This is a genomic window from Citrobacter sp. Cpo148 (assembly GCF_030332375.1).
Taxonomy (GTDB): domain Bacteria; phylum Pseudomonadota; class Gammaproteobacteria; order Enterobacterales; family Enterobacteriaceae; genus Citrobacter; species Citrobacter portucalensis.
Window position 1 is genome coordinate 133908 of sequence record NZ_JAOWHY010000040.1, and the last position, 20223, is coordinate 154130.

At 53.7% G+C, this 20223-nt stretch carries 17 protein-coding genes and 1 pseudogene; 12 read left to right on the forward strand and 6 right to left on the reverse strand.

Annotation, left to right across the window (positions count from 1 at the left end; all coding sequences use genetic code 11):
• Positions 1-131 precede the first annotated feature (131 nt).
• Entirely contained in the window at positions 132-395 is a 264-nt protein-coding gene (gene rpsT / locus OGY10_RS04905) for a 30S ribosomal protein S20 (protein ID WP_003018940.1), read from the reverse strand.
• A gap of 105 nt (positions 396-500) precedes the next feature.
• On the opposite strand from rpsT, the pseudogene OGY10_RS04910 reads away from it, so the two are divergent.
• From OGY10_RS04910 to rihC, 7 genes and pseudogenes are all read left to right on the forward strand, one after another.
• Positions 501-716: pseudogene (locus OGY10_RS04910) on the forward strand (DUF2575 domain-containing protein).
• 7 nt (positions 717-723) lie between these two features.
• Positions 724-1662: a bifunctional riboflavin kinase/FAD synthetase gene (gene ribF, locus OGY10_RS04915; protein ID WP_003829725.1), complete on the forward strand. Its 939-nt coding sequence runs from the start codon at positions 724-726 to the stop codon at positions 1660-1662.
• A gap of 37 nt (positions 1663-1699) precedes the next feature.
• Positions 1700-4516, forward strand: coding sequence for an isoleucine--tRNA ligase (gene ileS, locus OGY10_RS04920; RefSeq protein WP_003829724.1), 2817 nt, complete (start codon positions 1700-1702; stop codon positions 4514-4516).
• On the forward strand, positions 4516-5013 hold the full coding sequence (gene lspA / locus OGY10_RS04925) for a signal peptidase II (RefSeq protein WP_003018932.1): 498 nt from the start codon (positions 4516-4518) through the stop codon (positions 5011-5013). The genes ileS and lspA overlap by 1 nt, the downstream gene beginning before the upstream one ends.
• A gap of 117 nt (positions 5014-5130) precedes the next feature.
• Positions 5131-5580 carry an FKBP-type peptidyl-prolyl cis-trans isomerase gene (gene fkpB, locus OGY10_RS04930; RefSeq protein WP_003018929.1) on the forward strand — a complete coding sequence of 150 codons (450 nt, stop codon included), beginning with the start codon at positions 5131-5133 and terminating at the stop codon, positions 5578-5580.
• A 1-nt stretch (position 5581) separates the two neighbouring features.
• Positions 5582-6532 (forward strand): 4-hydroxy-3-methylbut-2-enyl diphosphate reductase, encoded by a 951-nt coding sequence (gene ispH / locus OGY10_RS04935; protein ID WP_003018925.1) that lies wholly within the window; start codon positions 5582-5584, stop codon positions 6530-6532.
• Between the two features lie 66 nt (positions 6533-6598).
• Positions 6599-7513: a ribonucleoside hydrolase RihC gene (gene rihC, locus OGY10_RS04940; protein ID WP_286576384.1), complete on the forward strand. Its 915-nt coding sequence runs from the start codon at positions 6599-6601 to the stop codon at positions 7511-7513.
• Here the strand turns inward: rihC and OGY10_RS04945 are convergent, their stop codons facing one another.
• The gene (locus tag OGY10_RS04945) at positions 7514-8422 is read right to left on the reverse strand and encodes a LysR family transcriptional regulator (RefSeq protein ID WP_267454161.1); all 909 of its coding nucleotides are present in this window, start codon (positions 8420-8422) and stop codon (positions 7514-7516) included.
• A 92-nt stretch (positions 8423-8514) separates the two neighbouring features.
• Here OGY10_RS04945 and OGY10_RS04950 point away from each other — a divergent pair, with 92 nt between their 5' ends.
• The 5 genes from OGY10_RS04950 (at position 8515) to caiF (ending at position 15756) form a co-directional block, all read left to right on the forward strand.
• Positions 8515-9147, forward strand: coding sequence for an alanyl-tRNA editing protein (locus tag OGY10_RS04950; protein WP_267442467.1), 633 nt, complete (start codon positions 8515-8517; stop codon positions 9145-9147).
• A 268-nt stretch (positions 9148-9415) separates the two neighbouring features.
• Positions 9416-10237: a 4-hydroxy-tetrahydrodipicolinate reductase gene (gene dapB / locus OGY10_RS04955; protein ID WP_060682771.1), complete on the forward strand. Its 822-nt coding sequence runs from the start codon at positions 9416-9418 to the stop codon at positions 10235-10237.
• Positions 10238-10692: 455 nt separating this feature from the next.
• Positions 10693-11841, forward strand: a complete 1149-nt coding sequence (carA, locus tag OGY10_RS04960; RefSeq protein ID WP_003829709.1) for a glutamine-hydrolyzing carbamoyl-phosphate synthase small subunit — start codon at positions 10693-10695, stop codon at positions 11839-11841.
• A gap of 17 nt (positions 11842-11858) precedes the next feature.
• The gene (gene carB / locus OGY10_RS04965; protein WP_003829707.1) at positions 11859-15083 is read left to right on the forward strand and encodes a carbamoyl-phosphate synthase large subunit; all 3225 of its coding nucleotides are present in this window, start codon (positions 11859-11861) and stop codon (positions 15081-15083) included.
• Between the two features lie 277 nt (positions 15084-15360).
• A complete protein-coding gene (caiF, locus tag OGY10_RS04970) occupies positions 15361-15756 on the forward strand; it encodes a carnitine metabolism transcriptional regulator CaiF (protein ID WP_003829705.1) in 396 nt (131 codons plus the stop codon).
• Between the two features lie 76 nt (positions 15757-15832).
• On the opposite strand, the gene caiE is transcribed toward caiF, so the two are convergent.
• The 4 genes from caiE to caiB form a co-directional block, all read right to left on the reverse strand.
• Positions 15833-16429 carry a carnitine operon protein CaiE gene (gene caiE, locus OGY10_RS04975; protein WP_100271524.1) on the reverse strand — a complete coding sequence of 199 codons (597 nt, stop codon included), beginning with the start codon at positions 16427-16429 and terminating at the stop codon, positions 15833-15835.
• Positions 16430-16484: 55 nt separating this feature from the next.
• Entirely contained in the window at positions 16485-17270 is a 786-nt protein-coding gene (caiD, locus tag OGY10_RS04980; protein WP_286576389.1) for a crotonobetainyl-CoA hydratase, read from the reverse strand.
• A 54-nt stretch (positions 17271-17324) separates the two neighbouring features.
• On the reverse strand, positions 17325-18878 hold the full coding sequence (caiC, locus tag OGY10_RS04985) for a crotonobetaine/carnitine-CoA ligase (RefSeq protein WP_048227113.1): 1554 nt from the start codon (positions 18876-18878) through the stop codon (positions 17325-17327).
• A 61-nt stretch (positions 18879-18939) separates the two neighbouring features.
• Positions 18940-20157, reverse strand: a complete 1218-nt coding sequence (gene caiB / locus OGY10_RS04990) for an L-carnitine CoA-transferase (protein WP_003018901.1) — start codon at positions 20155-20157, stop codon at positions 18940-18942.
• Positions 20158-20223 lie beyond the last annotated feature (66 nt).

Below are 20223 nucleotides of genomic sequence, written 5' to 3' on the forward strand. Positions count from 1 at the left end.
AAAACAGGCTGGTCAGGAAGAGTGTGAACGAGCGAGAACAACATCAGTGGCTAAAGAGAAAAACGTCAGATAGCAGGCATAAAAAAACCCGCTTGCGCGGGTTTTTTCACAAAGCGACAACAAGCAGGCGATTAAGCCAGTTTGTTGATCTGTGCAGTCAGGTTTGCTTTATGACGTGCAGCTTTGTTTTTGTGGATCAGACCTTTAGCAGCCTGACGGTCCACGATTGGTTGCATTTCGTTAAATGCTTTCAGTGCAGTAGCTTTGTCGCCAGCTTCGATAGCTGCGTATACTTTCTTGATGAAAGTACGCATCATAGAGCGACGGCTAGCGTTGTGCTTGCGGGCCTTTTCAGACTGAACGGCGCGCTTCTTAGCTGATTTGATATTAGCCAAGGTCCAACTCCCAAATGTGTTCTATATGGACAATTCAAAGGCCGAGGAATATGCCCTTTTAGCCTTCTTTTGTCAATGGATTTGTGCAAATAAGCGCCGTTTAAATTGCAGCACTCGTTGCGTAGTGATGGCGCAGGATTCTACCAGCTTGCGTGGCGTGAATACAGCTTTTCCACGAGAAAAATTGCATTGGCGTGCCCATGAAGGTCTGCAATTTGTTTCATAACAATGAAAACAATCCTCTTTCTGTTTCGTAGAAACAATCGCCGGTTAACGTTGACCGCGGTACAGGGTATACTTTCACGATTTTCACTGTTTTGAGCCAGACATGAAGCTGATACGAGGCATACATAATCTCAGTCAGGCCCCGCATGGGTGTGTGCTGACTATTGGTAATTTCGACGGCGTGCACCGTGGCCACCGTGCGTTGCTGCAGGGTTTACGGGAAGAAGGGCGCAAACGCAATTTACCGGTGATGGTGATGATTTTTGAGCCGCAGCCGCTGGAGCTGTTTGCGACCGACAAGTCACCTGCGCGCCTCACTCGCCTGCGCGAAAAACTGCGTTATCTGGCGGAATGCGGCGTGGACTACGTGCTGTGCGTGCGTTTTGACAGGCGCTTTGCGGCATTAACGGCGCAGACCTTCATCAGCGATCTGCTGGTTAAGCGCCTTGGTGTACAATTTCTTGCCGTTGGTGATGATTTCCGCTTTGGCGCTAGCCGTGCGGGCGATTTCTTGTTATTACAGGAAGCGGGCGCTGAGTATGGTTTTGATATCACCAGCACCCAAACCTTCTGCGAAGGCGGTGTGCGCATTAGCAGCACCGCGGTACGTCAGGCGCTGGCAGAAGATAACCTGCAACTGGCCGAAAGCCTGCTTGGGCATCCTTTTACTATCTCAGGACGTGTCGTTCACGGTGATGAATTAGGGCGCACCATCGGTTTTCCGACGGCAAACTTACCGCTGCGTCGCCAGGTTTCTCCGGTGAAAGGGGTTTATGCAGTTGAAGTGATGGGACTGGGCGATAAACCGTTGCCCGGCGTCGCCAACATCGGCACCCGCCCGACGGTAGCAGGCGTACGCCAACAGTTGGAAGTGCATCTATTGGACGTTGTAATGGACCTGTATGGTCGCCATATAGATGTAGTACTGCGTAAAAAAATACGCAGCGAACAGCGATTTGCCTCGCTGGATGAACTAAAAGCGCAGATTGCGCGTGATGAGTTGACTGCCCGTGAATTTTTTGGGCTAACAAAACCGGCTTAATGCCTATACGAGTTTTAAATACGGAACCGAGAATCTGATGAGTGACTATAAATCAACCCTGAATTTGCCGGAAACAGGGTTCCCGATGCGCGGCGATCTCGCCAAGCGCGAACCGGGAATGCTGGCGCGTTGGACTGATGATGACCTGTACGGCATCATTCGTGCGGCCAAAAAAGGCAAAAAAACCTTCATTCTGCATGATGGCCCTCCTTATGCGAATGGCAGCATTCATATTGGTCACTCGGTTAACAAGATTCTGAAAGACATTATCGTGAAGTCCAAAGGACTCACGGGTTATGACTCGCCTTACGTTCCGGGCTGGGACTGCCACGGTCTGCCGATCGAGCTGAAAGTAGAGCAGGAATACGGCAAACCGGGCGAGAAGTTTACCGCCGCTGAGTTCCGTGCCAAGTGCCGCGAATACGCAGCGACCCAGGTTGACGGTCAGCGTAAAGACTTTATCCGTCTTGGCGTACTGGGCGACTGGTCGCATCCGTACCTGACCATGGACTTCAAAACCGAAGCCAACATCATTCGTGCGCTGGGTAAAATCATCGGTAACGGTCACCTGCACAAAGGTGCGAAGCCGGTGCACTGGTGCGTTGACTGCCGTTCCGCGCTGGCGGAAGCGGAAGTTGAGTATTATGACAAAACCTCCCCGTCCATCGACGTGGCGTTCCACGCCGCCGATCAGGATGCGGTGAAAGCGAAATTTGGCGTTTCTGACGTCAACGGCCCGATCTCTCTGGTTATCTGGACCACTACCCCGTGGACGTTACCGGCGAACCGCGCAATCTCTCTGGCACCTGATTTTGACTATGCGCTGGTGCAGATTGACGGCCAGGCTGTGATTCTGGCGAAAGATCTGGTTGAAAGTGTCATGCAGCGTATTGGCGCGGCTGAATACACCATTCTCGGCACCGTTAAAGGCGCTGAGCTGGAACTGCTGCGCTTTACCCATCCGTTTATGGGCTTCGATGTACCGGCTATCCTTGGCGATCACGTTACGCTGGATGCGGGTACCGGTGCGGTTCATACCGCTGGCGGTCACGGTCCGGATGACTACGTCATCAGCCAGAAATACGGTCTGGAAATCGCTAACCCGGTTGGCCCGGACGGCGCATACCTGGCGGGTACCTATCCGGATCTGGACGGCGTGAACGTCTTTAAAGCCAACGACAAAATCGTTGCGCTGCTGAGCGAAAAAGGTGCGCTGCTGCACGTTGAGAAGATGCAGCACAGCTACCCATGCTGCTGGCGTCACAAGTCACCGATCATCTTCCGCGCGACCCCACAGTGGTTCGTCAGCATGGATCAAAAAGGCCTGCGCGCACAGTCGCTGAAAGAGATCAAAGGCGTGCAGTGGATCCCGGACTGGGGCCAGGCGCGTATTGAATCGATGGTTGCTAACCGTCCTGACTGGTGTATCTCCCGTCAGCGTACGTGGGGTGTGCCGATGTCTCTGTTTGTTCACAAAGACACCGAAGAGCTGCATCCGCGCGCTATCGAACTGATGGAAGAAGTGGCTAAACGCGTTGAAGTTGACGGCATCCAGGCGTGGTGGGATCTCGATCCGAAAGATATCCTCGGCGACGAAGCTGACCAGTATGTCAAAGTCCCGGATACGCTGGACGTGTGGTTCGACTCTGGTTCAACCCACTCCTCCGTCGTGGACGTGCGTCCTGAGTTTGCAGGCCATGCGGCCGATATGTATCTGGAAGGCTCTGACCAGCACCGTGGCTGGTTCATGTCATCTCTGATGATCTCCACCGCCATGAAAGGCAAAGCACCTTATCGCCAGGTACTGACTCACGGTTTCACCGTTGATGGTCAGGGCCGTAAGATGTCCAAGTCTATCGGTAACACCGTTTCTCCGCAGGATGTGATGAACAAACTGGGCGCGGATATTCTGCGTCTGTGGGTGGCTTCAACCGACTATACCGGTGAAATGGCCGTTTCTGACGAAATTCTGAAACGTGCTGCCGACAGCTATCGTCGTATCCGTAACACCGCGCGCTTCCTGCTGGCGAACCTGAATGGGTTCGATCCGGTTAAAGACATGGTGAAACCGGAAGAGATGGTGGTGCTGGACAGGTGGGCGGTAGGTTGTGCGCAAGCGGCGCAGGACGAAATCCTGAAAGCCTATGAAGCCTATGACTTCCACGAAGTGGTACAGCGCCTGATGCGCTTCTGCTCCGTCGAAATGGGTTCGTTCTACCTCGACATCATCAAAGACCGTCAGTACACCGCGAAAGCGGATAGCGTGGCGCGTCGTAGCTGCCAGACAGCGCTGTTCCATATCGCTGAAGCGCTGGTTCGTTGGATGGCGCCGATCATGTCCTTCACCGCCGATGAAATCTGGGGCTACCTGCCGGGCGATCGTGAGAAGTATGTCTTTACCGGTGAATGGTACGAAGGTCTGTTTGGCTTAGGCGAAACCGAAGCGATGAACGATGCCTTCTGGGACGAGCTGCTGAAAGTGCGTGGTGAAGTGAACAAAGTCATCGAACAGGCGCGTGCGGATAAGAAAGTCGGTGGTTCTCTGGAGGCTGCAGTGACCCTGTACGCTGAACCTGAGCTGGCGGCGAAACTGACCGCGCTGGGCGAAGAGTTGCGTTTTGTACTGCTGACCTCTGGTGCGACGGTTGCGGATTATGCGGCTGCTCCTGCTGATGCTCAGCAGAGCGAACTGCTCAAAGGTCTGAAAATCGTACTGAGCAAAGCCGAAGGTGAGAAATGCCCGCGCTGCTGGCATTACACTACCGACGTCGGCCAGGTGGCGGAACATGCAGATATCTGCGGACGCTGTGTCAGCAACATCGCCGGTGATGGCGAACAACGTAAGTTTGCCTGATGAGTAAGCCTCTTTGTTCAACAGGACTACGCTGGCTGTGGCTGGTGGTAGTCGTGCTGATTATCGATTTAGGCAGCAAATACCTGATCCTCCAGAACTTTGCTCTGGGGGATACGGTGTCGCTGTTTCCGTCGCTTAATCTGCACTACGCGCGTAACTATGGTGCGGCGTTTAGCTTCTTAGCCGACAGCGGCGGCTGGCAACGTTGGTTCTTTGCCGGCATCGCCATCGGTATTTGCGTCATCCTGATGGTGATGATGTATCGCTCGAAGGCGACCCAGAAGCTGAACAACATCGCGTATGCGTTAATCATTGGCGGTGCACTGGGCAACTTGTTCGACCGCCTGTGGCACGGATTCGTGGTTGATATGATTGACTTTTACGTCGGCGACTGGCATTTCGCGACCTTCAATCTGGCCGATACTGCTATCTGTATCGGCGCGGCATTGATTGTTCTCGAAGGCTTCCTGCCGTCGAAAGAGAAAAAAGCCGCATAAAAAAATGCCGGATGGCGCTATGCTAATCCAGCCTACAATATACTGCGATCCTTGTTTGCCTGGTAAGCGTAGCGCCACCGGGCAAACAGGCGGCAGCAATTTTAAAGAGCAACCTGCATGTCTAAATCAGTACAGAGTAACAGTGCGGTGCTGGTGCACTTCACCCTTAAGCTCGACGATGGCTCAACCGCAGAGTCAACCCGCAATAACGGCAAGCCTGCGCTGTTTCGCCTGGGCGACGGTTCTCTGTCTGAAGGACTGGAACAACACCTGCTGGGGCTAAAAGAAGGTGATAAAACCACTTTTGCTCTGGAACCGGATGCCGCCTTTGGTGTGTCAAGTCCGGACTTAATTCAGTATTTCTCGCGTCGGGAGTTTATGGACGCGGGCGAGCCAGAAATTGGCGCTATCATGCTCTTTACCGCAATGGACGGCAGTGAGATGCCTGGCGTGATCCGCGAAATCAACGGTGACTCGATCACGGTTGATTTCAACCATCCGCTGGCCGGGCATACCGTTCATTTTGATATTGAAGTGCTGGAAGTCGAACCGGCACTGGAGGCGTAAAATGCAGATCCTGTTGGCCAACCCGCGCGGTTTTTGCGCTGGCGTAGACCGCGCTATCAGCATTGTGGAAAACGCGCTGGCTATTTATGGCGCGCCGATTTATGTCCGTCACGAGGTGGTGCATAACCGCTATGTGGTGGATAGCCTGCGCGAGCGCGGCGCTATTTTTATCGAGCAAATCAGCGAAGTGCCGGATGGCGCGATCCTGATTTTCTCCGCTCATGGCGTATCTCAGGCGGTGCGTAACGAAGCCAAAGGCCGTGACCTCACGGTTTTTGATGCGACCTGCCCGCTGGTAACGAAGGTGCATATGGAAGTTGCCCGTGCCAGTCGTCGTGGCGAAGAATCCATTCTGATTGGTCACGCCGGGCACCCGGAAGTCGAAGGCACAATGGGCCAGTACAGCAACCCGCAAGGGGGAATGTATCTGGTTGAATCACCGGATGATGTGCTGAAACTGAATGTGAAAAATGAAGGAAAATTATCCTTCATGACGCAGACAACGCTTTCCGTTGACGACACTTCTGACGTTATTGATGCGCTGCGTCAACGCTTCCCGAAAATTGTCGGGCCGCGCAAAGACGATATCTGTTATGCCACCACCAACCGTCAGGAAGCGGTTCGCGCGCTGGCGGAACAGGCTGATGTTGTGCTGGTGGTCGGCTCTAAGAACTCCTCTAACTCCAACCGTCTGGCTGAACTGGCCCAGCGAATGGGGAAAGCGGCGTATTTGATTGACGATGCGACCGACATTCAGGAAGCGTGGGTGAAAGAAGCGAAGTGTGTGGGCGTGACGGCCGGAGCCTCGGCGCCGGATATCCTGGTGCAAAACGTGATTGCTCGCCTGCAAGAGCTTGGTGGTGGGGAAGCGATCCCACTGGAAGGCCGCGAAGAGAACATCGTTTTCGAAGTGCCGAAAGAGCTGCGTGTGGATGTTCGTGAAGTAGAGTAAGTCTTTCCGGTTACGATTATGAGAAGATGCCAGACTTAACGTCTGGCATTTTTTTATGGAGAAACCATGCGCTTACCGATCATTCTTGATACCGATCCCGGCATTGATGATGCCGCCGCCATTGCTGCTGCGCTGTTTGCCCCTGAGCTGGATCTGCAACTGATGACCACGGTAGCAGGCAATGTGTCGGTGGAAAAAACCACCCGTAATGCGTTGCAACTGCTGCACTTCTGGAATGCGGATGTTCCGCTAGCGCAGGGAGCATCAATGCCGCTGGTGCGGCCGCTGCGTGATGCCGCTTCCGTGCACGGCGAGTCCGGTATGGAAGGGTATGAATTTGTCGAACACGACCGCCAGGCGATGGCAAAACCCGCCTTCCAGGCGATTCGTGATGCGCTGATGCATGCCCCGCAGCCCGTGACGCTGGTGGCAATTGGCCCGCTGACCAACATTGCGCTGCTGCTGACCCATTATCCTGAATGCGTATTCAACATTCACCGTCTGGTGATTATGGGCGGCTCTGCCGGGCGCGGGAACTTCACACCCAACGCCGAGTTTAATATTGCTATCGATCCCGAGGCCGCCGCGAAAGTCTTCCAGAGCGGGCTGGAGATTGTGATGTGTGGGCTGGATGTCACTAATCAGGCCATGCTCGCCCCGGACTATCTGGCAACGCTCCCCCAGCTTAACCAGACGGGAAAAATGCTGCATGCGCTGTTTAGCCATTACCGTAGCGGCAGTATGAATACGGGGCTGCGAATGCACGATCTGTGCGCCATTGCCTGGCTGGTGCGCCCGGAACTGTTTACCCTGCAGCCGTGTTTCGTGGCGGTTGAAACCCAGGGCGAATATACCTCGGGTACGACGGTAGTGGACATTGAAGGACGCTTGGGGCATCCGGCAAATGCGCAGGTTGCGCTGGGCCTGAGCGTTGAGGGGTTCCAGCAGTGGGTGGCAGAGGTATTTGCCCGCGCGCTGTAATCAGGTGTTGTGCAACGGCACCTTCTCGCTGAGATAATCAATCATCGCCCGCATTCTGGCGGGCATATGTTGATTGCGCGTCCATAGCAGCCACAGTTCCCCGCTGTAGTCGCTGATAAATTCCCATTCTGGCAGTACCTGGACAATCTCGCCATTGGCGAGTGCCTCGCTGGCGGTGAACAGTGGCAGGCTGCCGATTCCCAGATCCTTTTTTATCGCGTCCAGACGTACACCGGTGTGGTTGGCGGCGTAGCGGCCATGAGTCTGAATGGTCTCCATGCGCTCACCGCGTCGAAACTTCCAGCGTGAATCCGCAGGTGTCTCGCCAAGACTGATACAGCTATGCTCTCTCAGTGCCTGCGGGTGCTCGGGCGTACCGTGCTTGCGTAAGTATTCGGGGGTTGCGCATATCACATGGCTGACCGGCATCAGCGGTTTCCCGTACAGGCCCGGGGAGGGCGACTGACTGATGCGCAGTGCAAGGTCGACGCCGTCGTCGATTAAATCCATATACCGGTCTTCCAGCCGAAGGCAGACGTCCACTTGCGGGTAGCGCGTAAAGAATTCGGCCATCAGTGGATGAATGACAAATCGCCCCACCGCTTTCGGCACGCTGAGGGTCAGTTGCCCTTGCGCGATGGTTTGTCGACTGCTGCCTGAGTCGACGGCCATTTGCGCCGCATGCAGCATTTCCTGCGCGTGTGCATACACAATTTTGCCCGTTTCGCTGAGCGCCAGCTTGCGCGTCGTACGGTGCAGCAGCTTACTGCCCAACGCCTTCTCGAGGCGTGAAGCGCTGCGGCTAATAGCGGAAGGCGTAGCACCCGAGGCTTTGGCGGCAGCGGAGAAGCTCCCCTGGTCGATAATCAACACAAAGGTGGCAAGGTCGGGAAGAAGGTTAGGGTTCATTTGTGCGTACCAGGCAAAGATGCATTGAACCAGCGCAGGATTATCGCCGTCAGTAAAGTGAATATACTCTTCCCATCAATAGGAGAGCAATCATGACTGAACGTCTTTATTACACCAGCGATAACACTGAAGGCCAGGCTAACTTACTGAGTTGCTCGGCTGAGCCGGATGGACGGTACGCGGTGGTACTGGATAGAACCCTTTTTCACCCGCAGGGAGGCGGGCAGCCTGCGGATGCGGGCTGGATTGATGATGAGCGGGTTGAAACAGTCCTCGCGAGCGGTGACGATGTGGTGCACATCGTGGCAAAACCGCTCCTCCCCGGCATCGTGAACCTGTGTGTGGATGCCGCACTGCGTCAACTGCACGCCCGCCTGCACTCGGCAGGACATCTTATCGGCCTGGCGGGTACAGCGTTTGGCTGGCTCCCGGTGAAAGCACACCATTGGCCCAATGAGGGGCGCATTACTTTCGCCGCCGGTGAAAACGGCACGTTACCGGATACGCTATCGCTGCAGGAGAAAATCAACGCCTGGCAGGCAGACAATCTCTCCAGACAAGTGACATTCACCGACGGGTTGCGGCAGGTTGGATTTGGTCATCTCCTTGCTTATCCCTGCGGAGGGACGCATGTTGCCCATCTCTCTGAGATTGGGCCGGTGACGATTACTCAGGTGAAGATGAAAAAAGGGCAAATGATCGTCAACTACACGCTCGTGCCATAAAACCACATTCGCGAAAATATCTACGCAGACTGGCTGGTTTGTGCTCGTATTTCCGTCGTTTTCCCATCATTTTGCGCCATACTGAGTAAGTTTGACTTCTTTCCTGTGCTCCAGCAATGATTCATCCTGCGGGATGAATCATGTCTTTTACTGATATTCCCCTCTGTTTATCATTAAATTCTAATTATGGGTGTTTTCAGCTAGCGGCCTCCGGGCGCGCTGGTTACTCTGAAAACGGTTTACGCAATTTTTATAAAAGAGAATAGCTATGCATGAAGCACAAATCCGTGTCGCCATTGCCGGCGCCGGTGGCCGCATGGGACGGCAGTTAATCCAGGCCGCCATGGCGATGGAAGGTGTTCAATTGGGTGCCGCGTTAGAGCGCGAAGGCTCGTCCTTACTGGGAAGCGATGCCGGAGAATTAGCGGGGGCTGGAAAAACGGGCGTTACCGTGCAAAGCAGCCTTGAAGCGGTGAAAGATGATTTCGATGTTTTCATCGATTTTACCCGCCCGGAAGGCACGCTGGCGCATCTGGCGTTTTGCCGCCAGCACGGTAAAGGGATGGTGATTGGCACCACCGGCTTTGACGATGCCGGTAAACAGGCTATTCGTGATGCCGCGCAGGAGATTGCGATCGTTTTCGCCGCGAACTTTAGCGTCGGCGTGAACGTTATGCTTAAGCTGCTGGAGAAGGCGGCGAAAGTGATGGGCGATTACACCGATATTGAGATTATTGAAGCTCACCACCGCCATAAAGTTGATGCGCCGTCAGGCACTGCGCTGGCGATGGGCGAGGCGATTGCCGGGGCGCTGGATAAAGATTTAAAAGAGTGTGCCGTCTATTCGCGTGAAGGTTACACCGGCGAGCGCGTACCGGGCACGATTGGTTTTGCCACGGTGCGTGCGGGGGATATCGTCGGTGAGCATACCGCGATGTTTGCTGATATTGGCGAGCGTATTGAGATCACGCATAAAGCGTCCAGCCGCATGACTTTTGCCAATGGCGCAGTGCGTTCGGCAATTTGGCTAAAATCAAAGTCAAATGGTCTTTTTGATATGAAAGATGTGCTTGATTTACGCAGTTTATAGCTTTCATTACCCTTCGTGATGTGGTTATTGTAATCATAATTATTTGATTACATAGGGCAATATTTTATTGCCCTTTTATTTTTAGATTCTGAATGTGTATTTTCTTTTAATTGGTTATTTTTCTATGTTTTGTTGGGTTGTTCTGTTATCTCAATGTAAATTTTGACCAAATGGTCCACTTTTTTCTCTCCCGCATTCTGTTTTTACACTCTTTGCCTGCCGCAAGCGTTTTCCACCCTGAGTTAGCTGATCTTTTTGCATGTTAAATCGTGTGTTTTATCCCAGTGGCGCAAAATAATAATAAAAAAAGCCCTTTTGGGTAGACTTTTGTGTGAGCTATCTCTAGAATGCCGCCGTTTGCCAGAAATCCATAGGTAAGCAAATTTGCATTGATTCATGAGGTGTTAATGAATTAATATGCAAATAAAGTGAGTGAATATTCTCTGGAGGGTGTTTTGATTAAGTCAGCGCTATTGGTTCTGGAAGACGGAACCCAGTTTCACGGTCGGGCCATAGGGGCAACAGGTTCGGCGGTTGGGGAAGTCGTTTTCAATACTTCAATGACCGGTTATCAAGAAATCCTCACTGATCCTTCCTATTCCCGCCAAATCGTCACTCTTACTTATCCTCATATCGGTAATGTCGGCACCAATGAAGCCGATGCAGAATCTTCTCAGGTACATGCGCAAGGCCTGGTCATCCGCGACCTGCCGCTGATTGCCAGCAACTTCCGCGATACTGAAGACCTCTCTTCTTACCTCAAGCGCCATAACATTGTGGCGATTGCTGATATCGATACCCGTAAGCTGACGCGTTTGCTGCGTGAAAAGGGTGCACAGAACGGCTGCATCATCGCGGGCGATAACCCGGATGCGGCGCTGGCACTGGAAAAAGCAAAAGCTTTCCCTGGCCTGAACGGTATGGATCTGGCGAAAGAGGTAACCACCGCGGAGCCTTATAGTTGGACGCAGGGGAGCTGGACGCTAGCCGGTGACCTGCCGGAAGCGAAATCTGCCGATGAAATGCCGTTCCACGTTGTGGCTTACGATTTCGGCGCCAAACGTAACATTCTGCGTATGTTAGCGGACCGCGGCTGCCGCCTGACGGTTGTACCGGCGAAAACCTCAGCAGAAGACGTTCTGAAGATGAATCCGGACGGTATTTTCCTGTCCAACGGCCCTGGCGACCCGGCGCCGTGCGACTACGCAATTACCGCGATTCAGAAATTCCTCGAAACCGATATTCCGGTATTTGGCATCTGCCTCGGCCATCAGCTGCTGGCGCTGGCGAGCGGTGCGAAGACCATTAAGATGAAGTTTGGCCACCACGGCGGCAACCATCCGGTAAAAGATATTGATAACAACACCGTGATGATCACCGCGCAGAACCACGGTTTTGCTGTAGATGAAGCCTCAATGCCTGCCAACCTGCGCGTGACCCACAAGTCACTGTTCGACGGCACCTTGCAGGGGATTCATCGTACCGACAAACCGGCGTTCAGCTTCCAGGGACACCCTGAAGCGAGTCCGGGTCCGCACGACGCTGCACCGTTGTTCGACCACTTTATCGAGTTAATTGAGCAATACCGTCAGTCCGCGAAATAATCAGGAGTAAAAGAGCCATGCCAAAACGTACAGACATAAAAAGTATCCTGATTCTGGGCGCGGGTCCGATTGTTATCGGTCAGGCGTGTGAGTTTGACTATTCCGGCGCGCAGGCGTGTAAAGCCCTGCGTGAAGAGGGTTACCGCGTTATTCTGGTGAACTCCAACCCGGCAACCATCATGACCGACCCGGAAATGGCCGATGCCACTTACATCGAGCCGATTCACTGGGAAGTGGTGCGCAAAATTATTGAGAAAGAACGCCCGGATGCGGTGCTGCCAACCATGGGCGGTCAGACAGCGCTGAACTGTGCGCTGGAACTGGAACGCCAGGGCGTACTGGCTGAGTTCGGCGTGACTATGATTGGCGCAACGGCGGATGCCATTGATAAAGCGGAAGACCGTCGTCGCTTCGATATCGCGATGAAGAAGATTGGTCTCGACACCGCGCGTTCAGGCATCGCTCACACCATGGAAGAAGCGCTGGCGGTTGCCGCTGACGTTGGCTTCCCGTGCATTATCCGCCCTAGCTTCACCATGGGCGGCACCGGTGGCGGTATCGCCTACAACCGCGAAGAGTTCGAAGAAATCTGCGAACGCGGTCTGGATCTTTCCCCAACCAACGAGCTGCTGATTGATGAATCACTGATTGGCTGGAAAGAGTACGAGATGGAAGTGGTGCGTGATAAAAACGACAACTGCATCATCGTCTGCTCCATCGAAAACTTCGACGCGATGGGCATCCATACCGGTGACTCCATCACCGTAGCACCTGCCCAGACGCTGACCGACAAAGAATACCAAATCATGCGTAACGCCTCGATGGCGGTACTGCGTGAAATCGGCGTAGAAACTGGCGGTTCTAACGTCCAGTTTGCGGTAAACCCGAAAAACGGTCGCCTGATTGTCATCGAAATGAACCCTCGCGTATCCCGCTCCTCGGCGCTGGCGTCCAAAGCTACTGGCTTCCCGATTGCGAAAGTTGCCGCCAAGCTGGCCGTAGGTTACACCCTCGACGAACTGATGAACGACATCACCGGTGGCCGTACTCCGGCCTCGTTTGAACCGTCCATCGACTATGTTGTGACGAAAATACCACGCTTCAACTTCGAGAAATTCGTTGGTGCTAACGACCGCCTGACCACGCAGATGAAATCTGTCGGTGAAGTGATGGCGATTGGCCGCACCCAGCAGGAATCGTTGCAGAAAGCGCTGCGCGGTCTGGAAGTGGGCGCGACCGGCTTCGACCCGAAAGTAAGCCTGGACGACCCGGAAGCACTGACTAAAATCCGTCGCGAGCTGAAAGACGCTGGCGCTGAGCGTATCTGGTACATCGCCGATGCCTTCCGTGCTGGCCTGTCCGTCGATGGCGTGTTCAACCTGACCAACATCGACCGCTGGTTCCTGGTGCAGATTGAAGAGCTGGTACGTCTGGAAGAAAAAGTCACCGACCTTGGCATCAACGGCCTCGACGCTGACTTCCTGCGCGTACTGAAGCGCAAAGGCTTCGCCGATGCGCGTCTGGCGAAACTGGCCGGCGTTCGCGAAGCGGAAATCCGCAAACTGCGCGACCAGTACAATCTGCACCCGGTCTACAAACGCGTGGATACCTGTGCGGCAGAATTTGCCACCGACACCGCTTACATGTACTCCACCTATGAAGATGAGTGTGAAGCGAACCCGTCCGTCGACCGCGATAAAATCATGGTGCTGGGCGGTGGTCCAAACCGTATCGGTCAGGGTATTGAGTTTGACTACTGCTGCGTACACGCCTCGCTGGCGCTGCGCGAAGACGGTTACGAGACCATCATGGTCAACTGTAACCCGGAAACCGTTTCAACTGATTACGACACCTCTGACCGCCTGTACTTCGAACCGGTCACGCTGGAAGACGTACTGGAAATCGTTCGTATCGAGAAGCCGAAAGGCGTCATCGTACAGTACGGTGGACAGACCCCGCTGAAGCTGGCGCGTGCGCTGGAAGCGGCAGGTGTACCGGTTATCGGTACCAGCCCGGATGCCATCGACCGCGCGGAAGACCGCGAGCGTTTCCAGCAGGCGGTTGACCGTCTGAAGCTGAAACAACCGGCGAATGCTACCGTAACGGCTATCGAACAGGCTGTTGAGAAGGCGAAAGAGATTGGCTACCCGCTGGTAGTGCGTCCGTCGTATGTTCTCGGTGGTCGCGCGATGGAAATCGTCTACGACGAAGCCGACCTGCGTCGCTACTTCCAGACCGCAGTCAGCGTTTCTAACGATGCGCCGGTACTGCTGGACCGTTTCCTTGACGATGCGGTTGAAGTGGACGTGGACGCTATCTGCGACGGTGAAATGGTGCTGATTGGTGGCATCATGGAGCACATCGAACAGGCGGGCGTGCACTCCGGTGACTCCGCATGTTCTCTGCCTGCTTACACCCTGAGCCAGGAAATTCAGGATGTGATGCGCCAACAGGTGCAGAAACTGGCCTTCGAACTGCAGGTTCGCGGTCTGATGAACGTCCAGTTTGCGGTGAAGAATAACGAAGTTTACCTGATTGAAGTGAACCCGCGTGCGGCACGTACCGTTCCGTTCGTCTCCAAGGCAACTGGTGTACCGCTGGCGAAAGTCGCGGCGCGCGTGATGGCCGGGAAAACGCTGGCACAGCAGGGCGTAACCAAAGAAGTTATCCCGCCGTACTACTCGGTAAAAGAAGTGGTGCTGCCGTTCAACAAGTTCCCGGGCGTTGACCCGCTGTTAGGGCCAGAAATGCGCTCTACCGGGGAAGTGATGGGCGTGGGCCGTACCTTCGCTGAAGCGTTCGCCAAGGCACAGCTGGGCAGTAGCTCCACCATGAAAAAACAGGGTCGTGCACTGCTCTCCGTTCGCGAAGGCGATAAAGAGCGCGTGGTTGACCTGGCAGCGAAACTGCTGAAGTTTGGCTTCGAGCTGGATGCGACGCACGGGACCGCGATTGTTCTGGGTGAAGCGGGTATCAATCCACGTCTGGTGAACAAGGTGCATGAAGGTCGTCCGCACATTCAGGACCGTATCAAGAATGGCGAGTACACCTATATCATCAACACCACCGAAGGTCGTCAGGCGATTGAAGACTCCAAGCTTATTCGCCGCAGCGCGCTGCAGTACAAAGTGCATTATGACACTACGCTGAACGGCGGTTTCGCCACAGCGATGGCGTTGAATGCCGATGCCACCGAGAAGGTAACCTCGGTGCAGGAAATGCACGCGCAGATCAAAAAGTAATAAACAAAAGGTCCGGTGAATATTGCTCTAACCGGATCTGTAATATAATTTTGAAAGGGTTTCTGTAAAGAAACCCTTTTTTTGTCTTGCGTAAGGTCATTCCTGGACAAGTCCGTTTCCGTAACCACATTTTCAATGTAATAAGCACGATATTGCTCACACTAATCAACATTCAAGTCGCATACTATCCTTTATATCCATAATTTTAATATGGCTTAGTTTTTATTAATTTGGACAGGCCGTAGCCAGATTTTTAATTTGTGAAAATGGTGTGCTTATGTGTGAAAAATATGTTGAAAGACCGCTTTATTTGTTAATTGCTGACTGGATGATGGCCGAGGATCGTTGGATCACCGCAAAGGAAATTTCCCGCCATTTTGATATCGAGCACTGCAAAGCAATTAATACGCTCTCTTATATTCTGTCGGAAGTGGGAGAAATTGTTTGTGAAGTTAAGATGATCCCTAATCAGATTGCCGGTCGGGGTTGTCAGTGCCAGCGTCTGGTGAAAGTCGTGAGTATTGACTCTCATCTCTACAGCCGACTGAATCACAATTTGCAGGAGAAAAAGGTGAGCATGGCGAAAACGCCACGCCTGTCTGCCGTTCCTCCAACAGAGCTCAACCGTGAGCAGAAATGGCAGATGATGCTCTCCAAGAGTATGCGTCGCTAATAATCAGTTTGCCTGATGGCGGCATAAACGGTGATTGACGCGTAGGCCGGATAAGCGTGAGCGCATCCGGCATCAATTACTGTGCCGATTTGGGTTTTACGTCCGTTGTGCCTTTCAGGCGTGGCCGGTTTTCTTCGACCCGCGTTAAGGGCAGTGTTTCGTGTAGACCTGTGTGGCAGCGAGTTGCAAGATCCTGATACTCTTTGGTGTTTAGCCGTTTCCAGTGCAGTTCCCGGTCCGTGACTTCACGCAATACGCGAGCGGGTGAGCCAACCAGCATCTGCCTTGCCTCTCCCTGAAATCCGGCTTTGACAAAGCTCATGGCGGCGACAATGCTCTCTTCGCCAATCGCTGCGCCGTCCATAATGACGCTGTTCATGCCGATCAGCGCATCTCTGCCCACCACGCAACCGTGCAGGATTGCGCCATGGCCGATGTGTCCGTTCTCATGCACGATGGTGTCGGTGTCGCAGTAGCCGTGCATGATGCAGCCATCCTGCAAATTAGAACCAGCCTCCAGGATCAAGCGACCATAGTCACCGCGCAATGACGCGTGCGGGCCAATATAAACTCCGGCACCCACTATGACATCGCCAATCAGCACGGCGCTGGGATGGACAAAGGCATCCGGATGTACCACCGGAATCAGGCCCTCAAAGGCGTAGTAGCTCATCGTTTTATCTCGGTTTTATTGCCGGATAAGCGAATCGCTATCCGGCATCGGCACATTAACGACCTTTCCACACCGGGTCGCGTTTTTCGGCAAACGCCTGCGGTCCTTCAAGCGCATCTTCCGAATGCAGTACAGATGGATAGTGCTTCAGCACGCCGCTGCGGATGTAGCGGTAGCCTTCTTCCACCGGCATTTCGCTGGTGGTGCGATAGATCTCTTTCAGTGCGGCGATAGCCAGCGGGGCGCTATTGACCAACTGCTGCGCCAGTTCACGCGCGCTATCCATCAGTTCGCCCTGGCTGACAACGCGGTTGACGATACCCCAACGCAGCGCTTCTTCGGCGCTCATTCGTCTGCCGGTCATCACCATTTCGTTGACGATTGCCGGTGGCAGCAGCTTAGGCAGACGCAGTACGCCGCCGCTGTCAGGTACGATCCCGAGCTTGGCTTCCGGCAGTGCGAAGCTGGCGTTTTCCGCGCAGACGATAAAATCCGCCGCCAGCGCCAGCTCAAAACCACCGCCAAACGCATAGCCGTTTACCGCAGCGATGACCGGCTTATCGAGATCGAAAATTTCGGTTAAACCGGCGAAGCCGCCTGGGCCAAAATCGGCATCTGGCGCTTCACCTTCAGCTGCTGCTTTTAAGTCCCAGCCCGCAGAAAAGAATTTCTCACCATCGCCGGTGATAATCGCTACGCGTAATTCCGGGTCGTCACGAAAATTAAGAAACGCTTCACCCATGGCAAAGCTGGTTTTGGCGTCAATGGCATTGGCTTTAGGCCGGTCGAGGGTAATTTCCAGGATCGGGCCATTACGGGTCAGATGTAATGAATCACTCATAGTTCATCTCCAGATAAATAGATTTCCCGGCAGGAGGAGTTCCTGTCGGAAGGGTTATTTCAGATTTTTTTTGATTATTTTTCCTGAACAATTGCGCGGCAGGTCGGTTCTTATCTCCATAAAAGAGGGAACCTTGAATTTCGCCATATTGTTTTCGCAGAAGCTGAAGAACTCGGCTTCGCTTAATGTTTCACCTTCATTAAGGACGATAAACGCTTTAATGGCTTCATCACGGATCGAATCTTTAATACCGACAACCACAATGTCCTGAATTTTGGGATGCGCAGAAATAATATTTTCCAGCTCGACGCAGGAGACATTTTCCCCGCCGCGTTTAATCATGTTGCAGCGCCTGTCGACGAAATAAAAATAGCCATCCTCATCCTGATAGCCCGAATCACCGGTATGTAACCAGCCCTCAGGTTCCAGCGCTTTGGCGGTAGCCTCCGGCTGCGCGTAGTACTCTTTGAAGATTGTTTTGCCCGGCACGCCTTTAATACAGATTTCGCCAATTTCTCCGGCGGGCAGGGGACGGTTATGATCGTCGCGGATTTCGGCTTCATAGCTAAATCCCACGCGGCCAATGGAGGGCCAGCGTCGTTTGTCGCCGGGACGGTCGCCGATAATACCGACGATGGTTTCAGTCATACCGTAGGAGGTCAGCAGCCTGACGCCAAAGCGTTCGGTAAAATCGTCTTTTTCCTGCTCGGATAAATTGAGGTAGAACATCACTTCGCGCAGGTGATGCTGTCTGTCGGTTGGTGCAGCGGGCTGCACCATTAGCGTTCTGATCATCATCGGAATGCATTCGGTAACCGTCGCCTTATATCTATGCACCTGATTCCAGAACGCCCTGGCACTGTACTTCTCTAGCAGCACAAAGGTGCTGCCAGCGGAGAATGCGGGCATTGCGGCGGTACACTGACAGTCGATATGAAACGCGGGCATCACCGTCATGTAGACGTCATCATCGCGCAGGGCGATTTGCCAGGCAGAGTAGTAGCCTGCAAAACGCAGGTTGTAGTGGGTAATTACCACCCCTTTAGGCCGTGAGGTGGTGCCTGAGGTAAACAGAATTTCCGCCGTATCGTCAGTGGATAACGCGGGCGTATAGCACAGCGTGGCGGACTGGCGGGATTGCAGTTGGGTAAAGTGACTCACGCCGTCGTCAGCCGGAAGCTGTTCGCCAATCAGACAGATATGATTAAGCGGGGTGCTATTTTCCAGCCGTATCTGGCGGTACATAGGATAAAACTGGGCGCTGGTGACCAGCAGACTTACCTGGCTATTTTGCAGGATCCAGGCACTTTCTTCACCCAGCAAGCGGGCATTAATCGGTACCATGATGGCGCCAATTTTTGCCAGCCCAAACCAGCAAAAAATGAATTCCGGACAGTTATCCAGATGCAATGCGACCTTATCGCCCTTGCGGATCCCTAAGGAATGGAACAGGTTTGCCGTGCGGTTAATCTCTTCATTGAGCGAGGCATAGCTAAACTGCCGAACGATTCCTTCGCAGGATTCGAAAATTAACGCCGTTTTATCTCCGTACACCCCGGCCAGGTCGTCCCACATCTGACGTAAGTTTTGTCCGCCAACGATATCCATATTGCTTTATCCACTGAAATCAGGCGTGAGCGCTAACCATCGAGGGGTCAGCGCGTCGCGTTTATTCCTCAACTCTGGCCAGGCCTTTGCCGACCAGCTCATTTATGTCTGCTTCGCTATAACCAATATTTTTCAGAATGGCGGCAGTATCCATGCCATGTGACGGCATGCCACGCCAGATTTTCCCCGGGTTGTTTTTAAATTTCGGCATGATGTTTGGCCCTTTGCAGGTGCGGCCATCCATTGTTTGCCACTGCGTAATAGATTCACGGGCAACGTACTGCGGGTTGCCTTCCAGTTCAGGAATAGTCAGCACCTTCGCGCAGGCGATGTTCAGCTCAGCAAAGCGCGCCTGGACTTCGGCGATGGTGTGCGTTGCCAGCCAGGCGTCCAGTTTCTCTTCCACAAGCGGGCCGTAAGGGCATTCCACACGATGGATAAGCTGGGTGCCTTCCGGGACTTCCGGTGTGCCAAGAATGTGGGCGAGGCCAATATCCTTGAAGCATTCGTTGATTTGCGTGATGCCGACCAGCTCCATGACGATATAGCCATCGGCGCATTTATACAGGCCGCAGCCAGCGTAATACGGGTCTTTGCCTTTGGTCATGCGTGGGCAAATTTCGCCGCCGTTGAAGTAATCCATCATGAAATACTGACCCATGCGCAGCATCACTTCGTACATAGCGATATCGATGCTTTCACCTTTACCCGTTTCGCGCACTTTGTGCAGGGCCGCCAGCGCTGCTGTCGTTGCGGTCATCCCGGAGAAGTAATCGGCGGTGTACGGGAAGGCGGGCATTGGCTGATCCACGTCGCCGTTTTGGATCAGATAGCCGCTGAACGCCTGTGCGATGGTGTTATACGCCGGAAGATTGGTGTACTCCTCGGTACCAAACTGGCCGAAGCCGGAAAGGTGGGCGATAACCAGCTTCGGGTTATGTTCCCACAGCACTTCATCGGTAATACCGCGGCGGGCAAAGGCCGGGCCTTTACTGGCTTCAATGAAAATATCGGTGGTTTCCATCAGCTTCAGAAACGCTTCCCGGCCTTCATCTTTGAAAATATTCAGCGACAGGGCGTGCAGGTTACGGCGTGAGAGCTGCGGATAGTTAGGCTGTACGCGGATGGTATCAGCCCATGCGACGTTTTCAATCCAGATAACCTCGGCGCCCCATTCGGCGAACATCTGTCCGGCGAACGGACCGGCAATTTCGATCCCTGAAAAGACAACGCGTACCCCGGAAAGCGGGCCGAAGGCTGGCATTGGTAAATGATTCATCATTTTTCTCCTGGCATTTATGGGTGTCCATGTAGGCCGGATAAGGCGCTCGCGCCGCCATCCGGC

What these genes read in the sequence shown, in the direction of transcription:
- ribF (WP_003829725.1), top strand. Translation starts at nt 724, where the DNA reads ATGAAGCTGATACGAGGCATACATAATCTCAGTCAGGCCCCGCATGGG.
- ileS (WP_003829724.1), top strand. Translation starts at nt 1,700, where the DNA reads ATGAGTGACTATAAATCAACCCTGAATTTGCCGGAAACAGGGTTCCCG.
- lspA (WP_003018932.1), top strand. Translation starts at nt 4,516, where the DNA reads ATGAGTAAGCCTCTTTGTTCAACAGGACTACGCTGGCTGTGGCTGGTG.
- fkpB (WP_003018929.1), top strand. Translation starts at nt 5,131, where the DNA reads ATGTCTAAATCAGTACAGAGTAACAGTGCGGTGCTGGTGCACTTCACC.
- ispH (WP_003018925.1), top strand. Translation starts at nt 5,582, where the DNA reads ATGCAGATCCTGTTGGCCAACCCGCGCGGTTTTTGCGCTGGCGTAGAC.
- rihC (WP_286576384.1), top strand. Translation starts at nt 6,599, where the DNA reads ATGCGCTTACCGATCATTCTTGATACCGATCCCGGCATTGATGATGCC.
- OGY10_RS04945 (WP_267454161.1), bottom strand. Translation starts at nt 8,422, where the DNA reads ATGAACCCTAACCTTCTTCCCGACCTTGCCACCTTTGTGTTGATTATC.
- OGY10_RS04950 (WP_267442467.1), top strand. Translation starts at nt 8,515, where the DNA reads ATGACTGAACGTCTTTATTACACCAGCGATAACACTGAAGGCCAGGCT.
- dapB (WP_060682771.1), top strand. Translation starts at nt 9,416, where the DNA reads ATGCATGAAGCACAAATCCGTGTCGCCATTGCCGGCGCCGGTGGCCGC.
- carB (WP_003829707.1), top strand. Translation starts at nt 11,859, where the DNA reads ATGCCAAAACGTACAGACATAAAAAGTATCCTGATTCTGGGCGCGGGT.
- caiF (WP_003829705.1), top strand. Translation starts at nt 15,361, where the DNA reads ATGTGTGAAAAATATGTTGAAAGACCGCTTTATTTGTTAATTGCTGAC.
- caiE (WP_100271524.1), bottom strand. Translation starts at nt 16,429, where the DNA reads ATGAGCTACTACGCCTTTGAGGGCCTGATTCCGGTGGTACATCCGGAT.
- caiD (WP_286576389.1), bottom strand. Translation starts at nt 17,270, where the DNA reads ATGAGTGATTCATTACATCTGACCCGTAATGGCCCGATCCTGGAAATT.
- caiC (WP_048227113.1), bottom strand. Translation starts at nt 18,878, where the DNA reads ATGGATATCGTTGGCGGACAAAACTTACGTCAGATGTGGGACGACCTG.
- caiB (WP_003018901.1), bottom strand. Translation starts at nt 20,157, where the DNA reads ATGAATCATTTACCAATGCCAGCCTTCGGCCCGCTTTCCGGGGTACGC.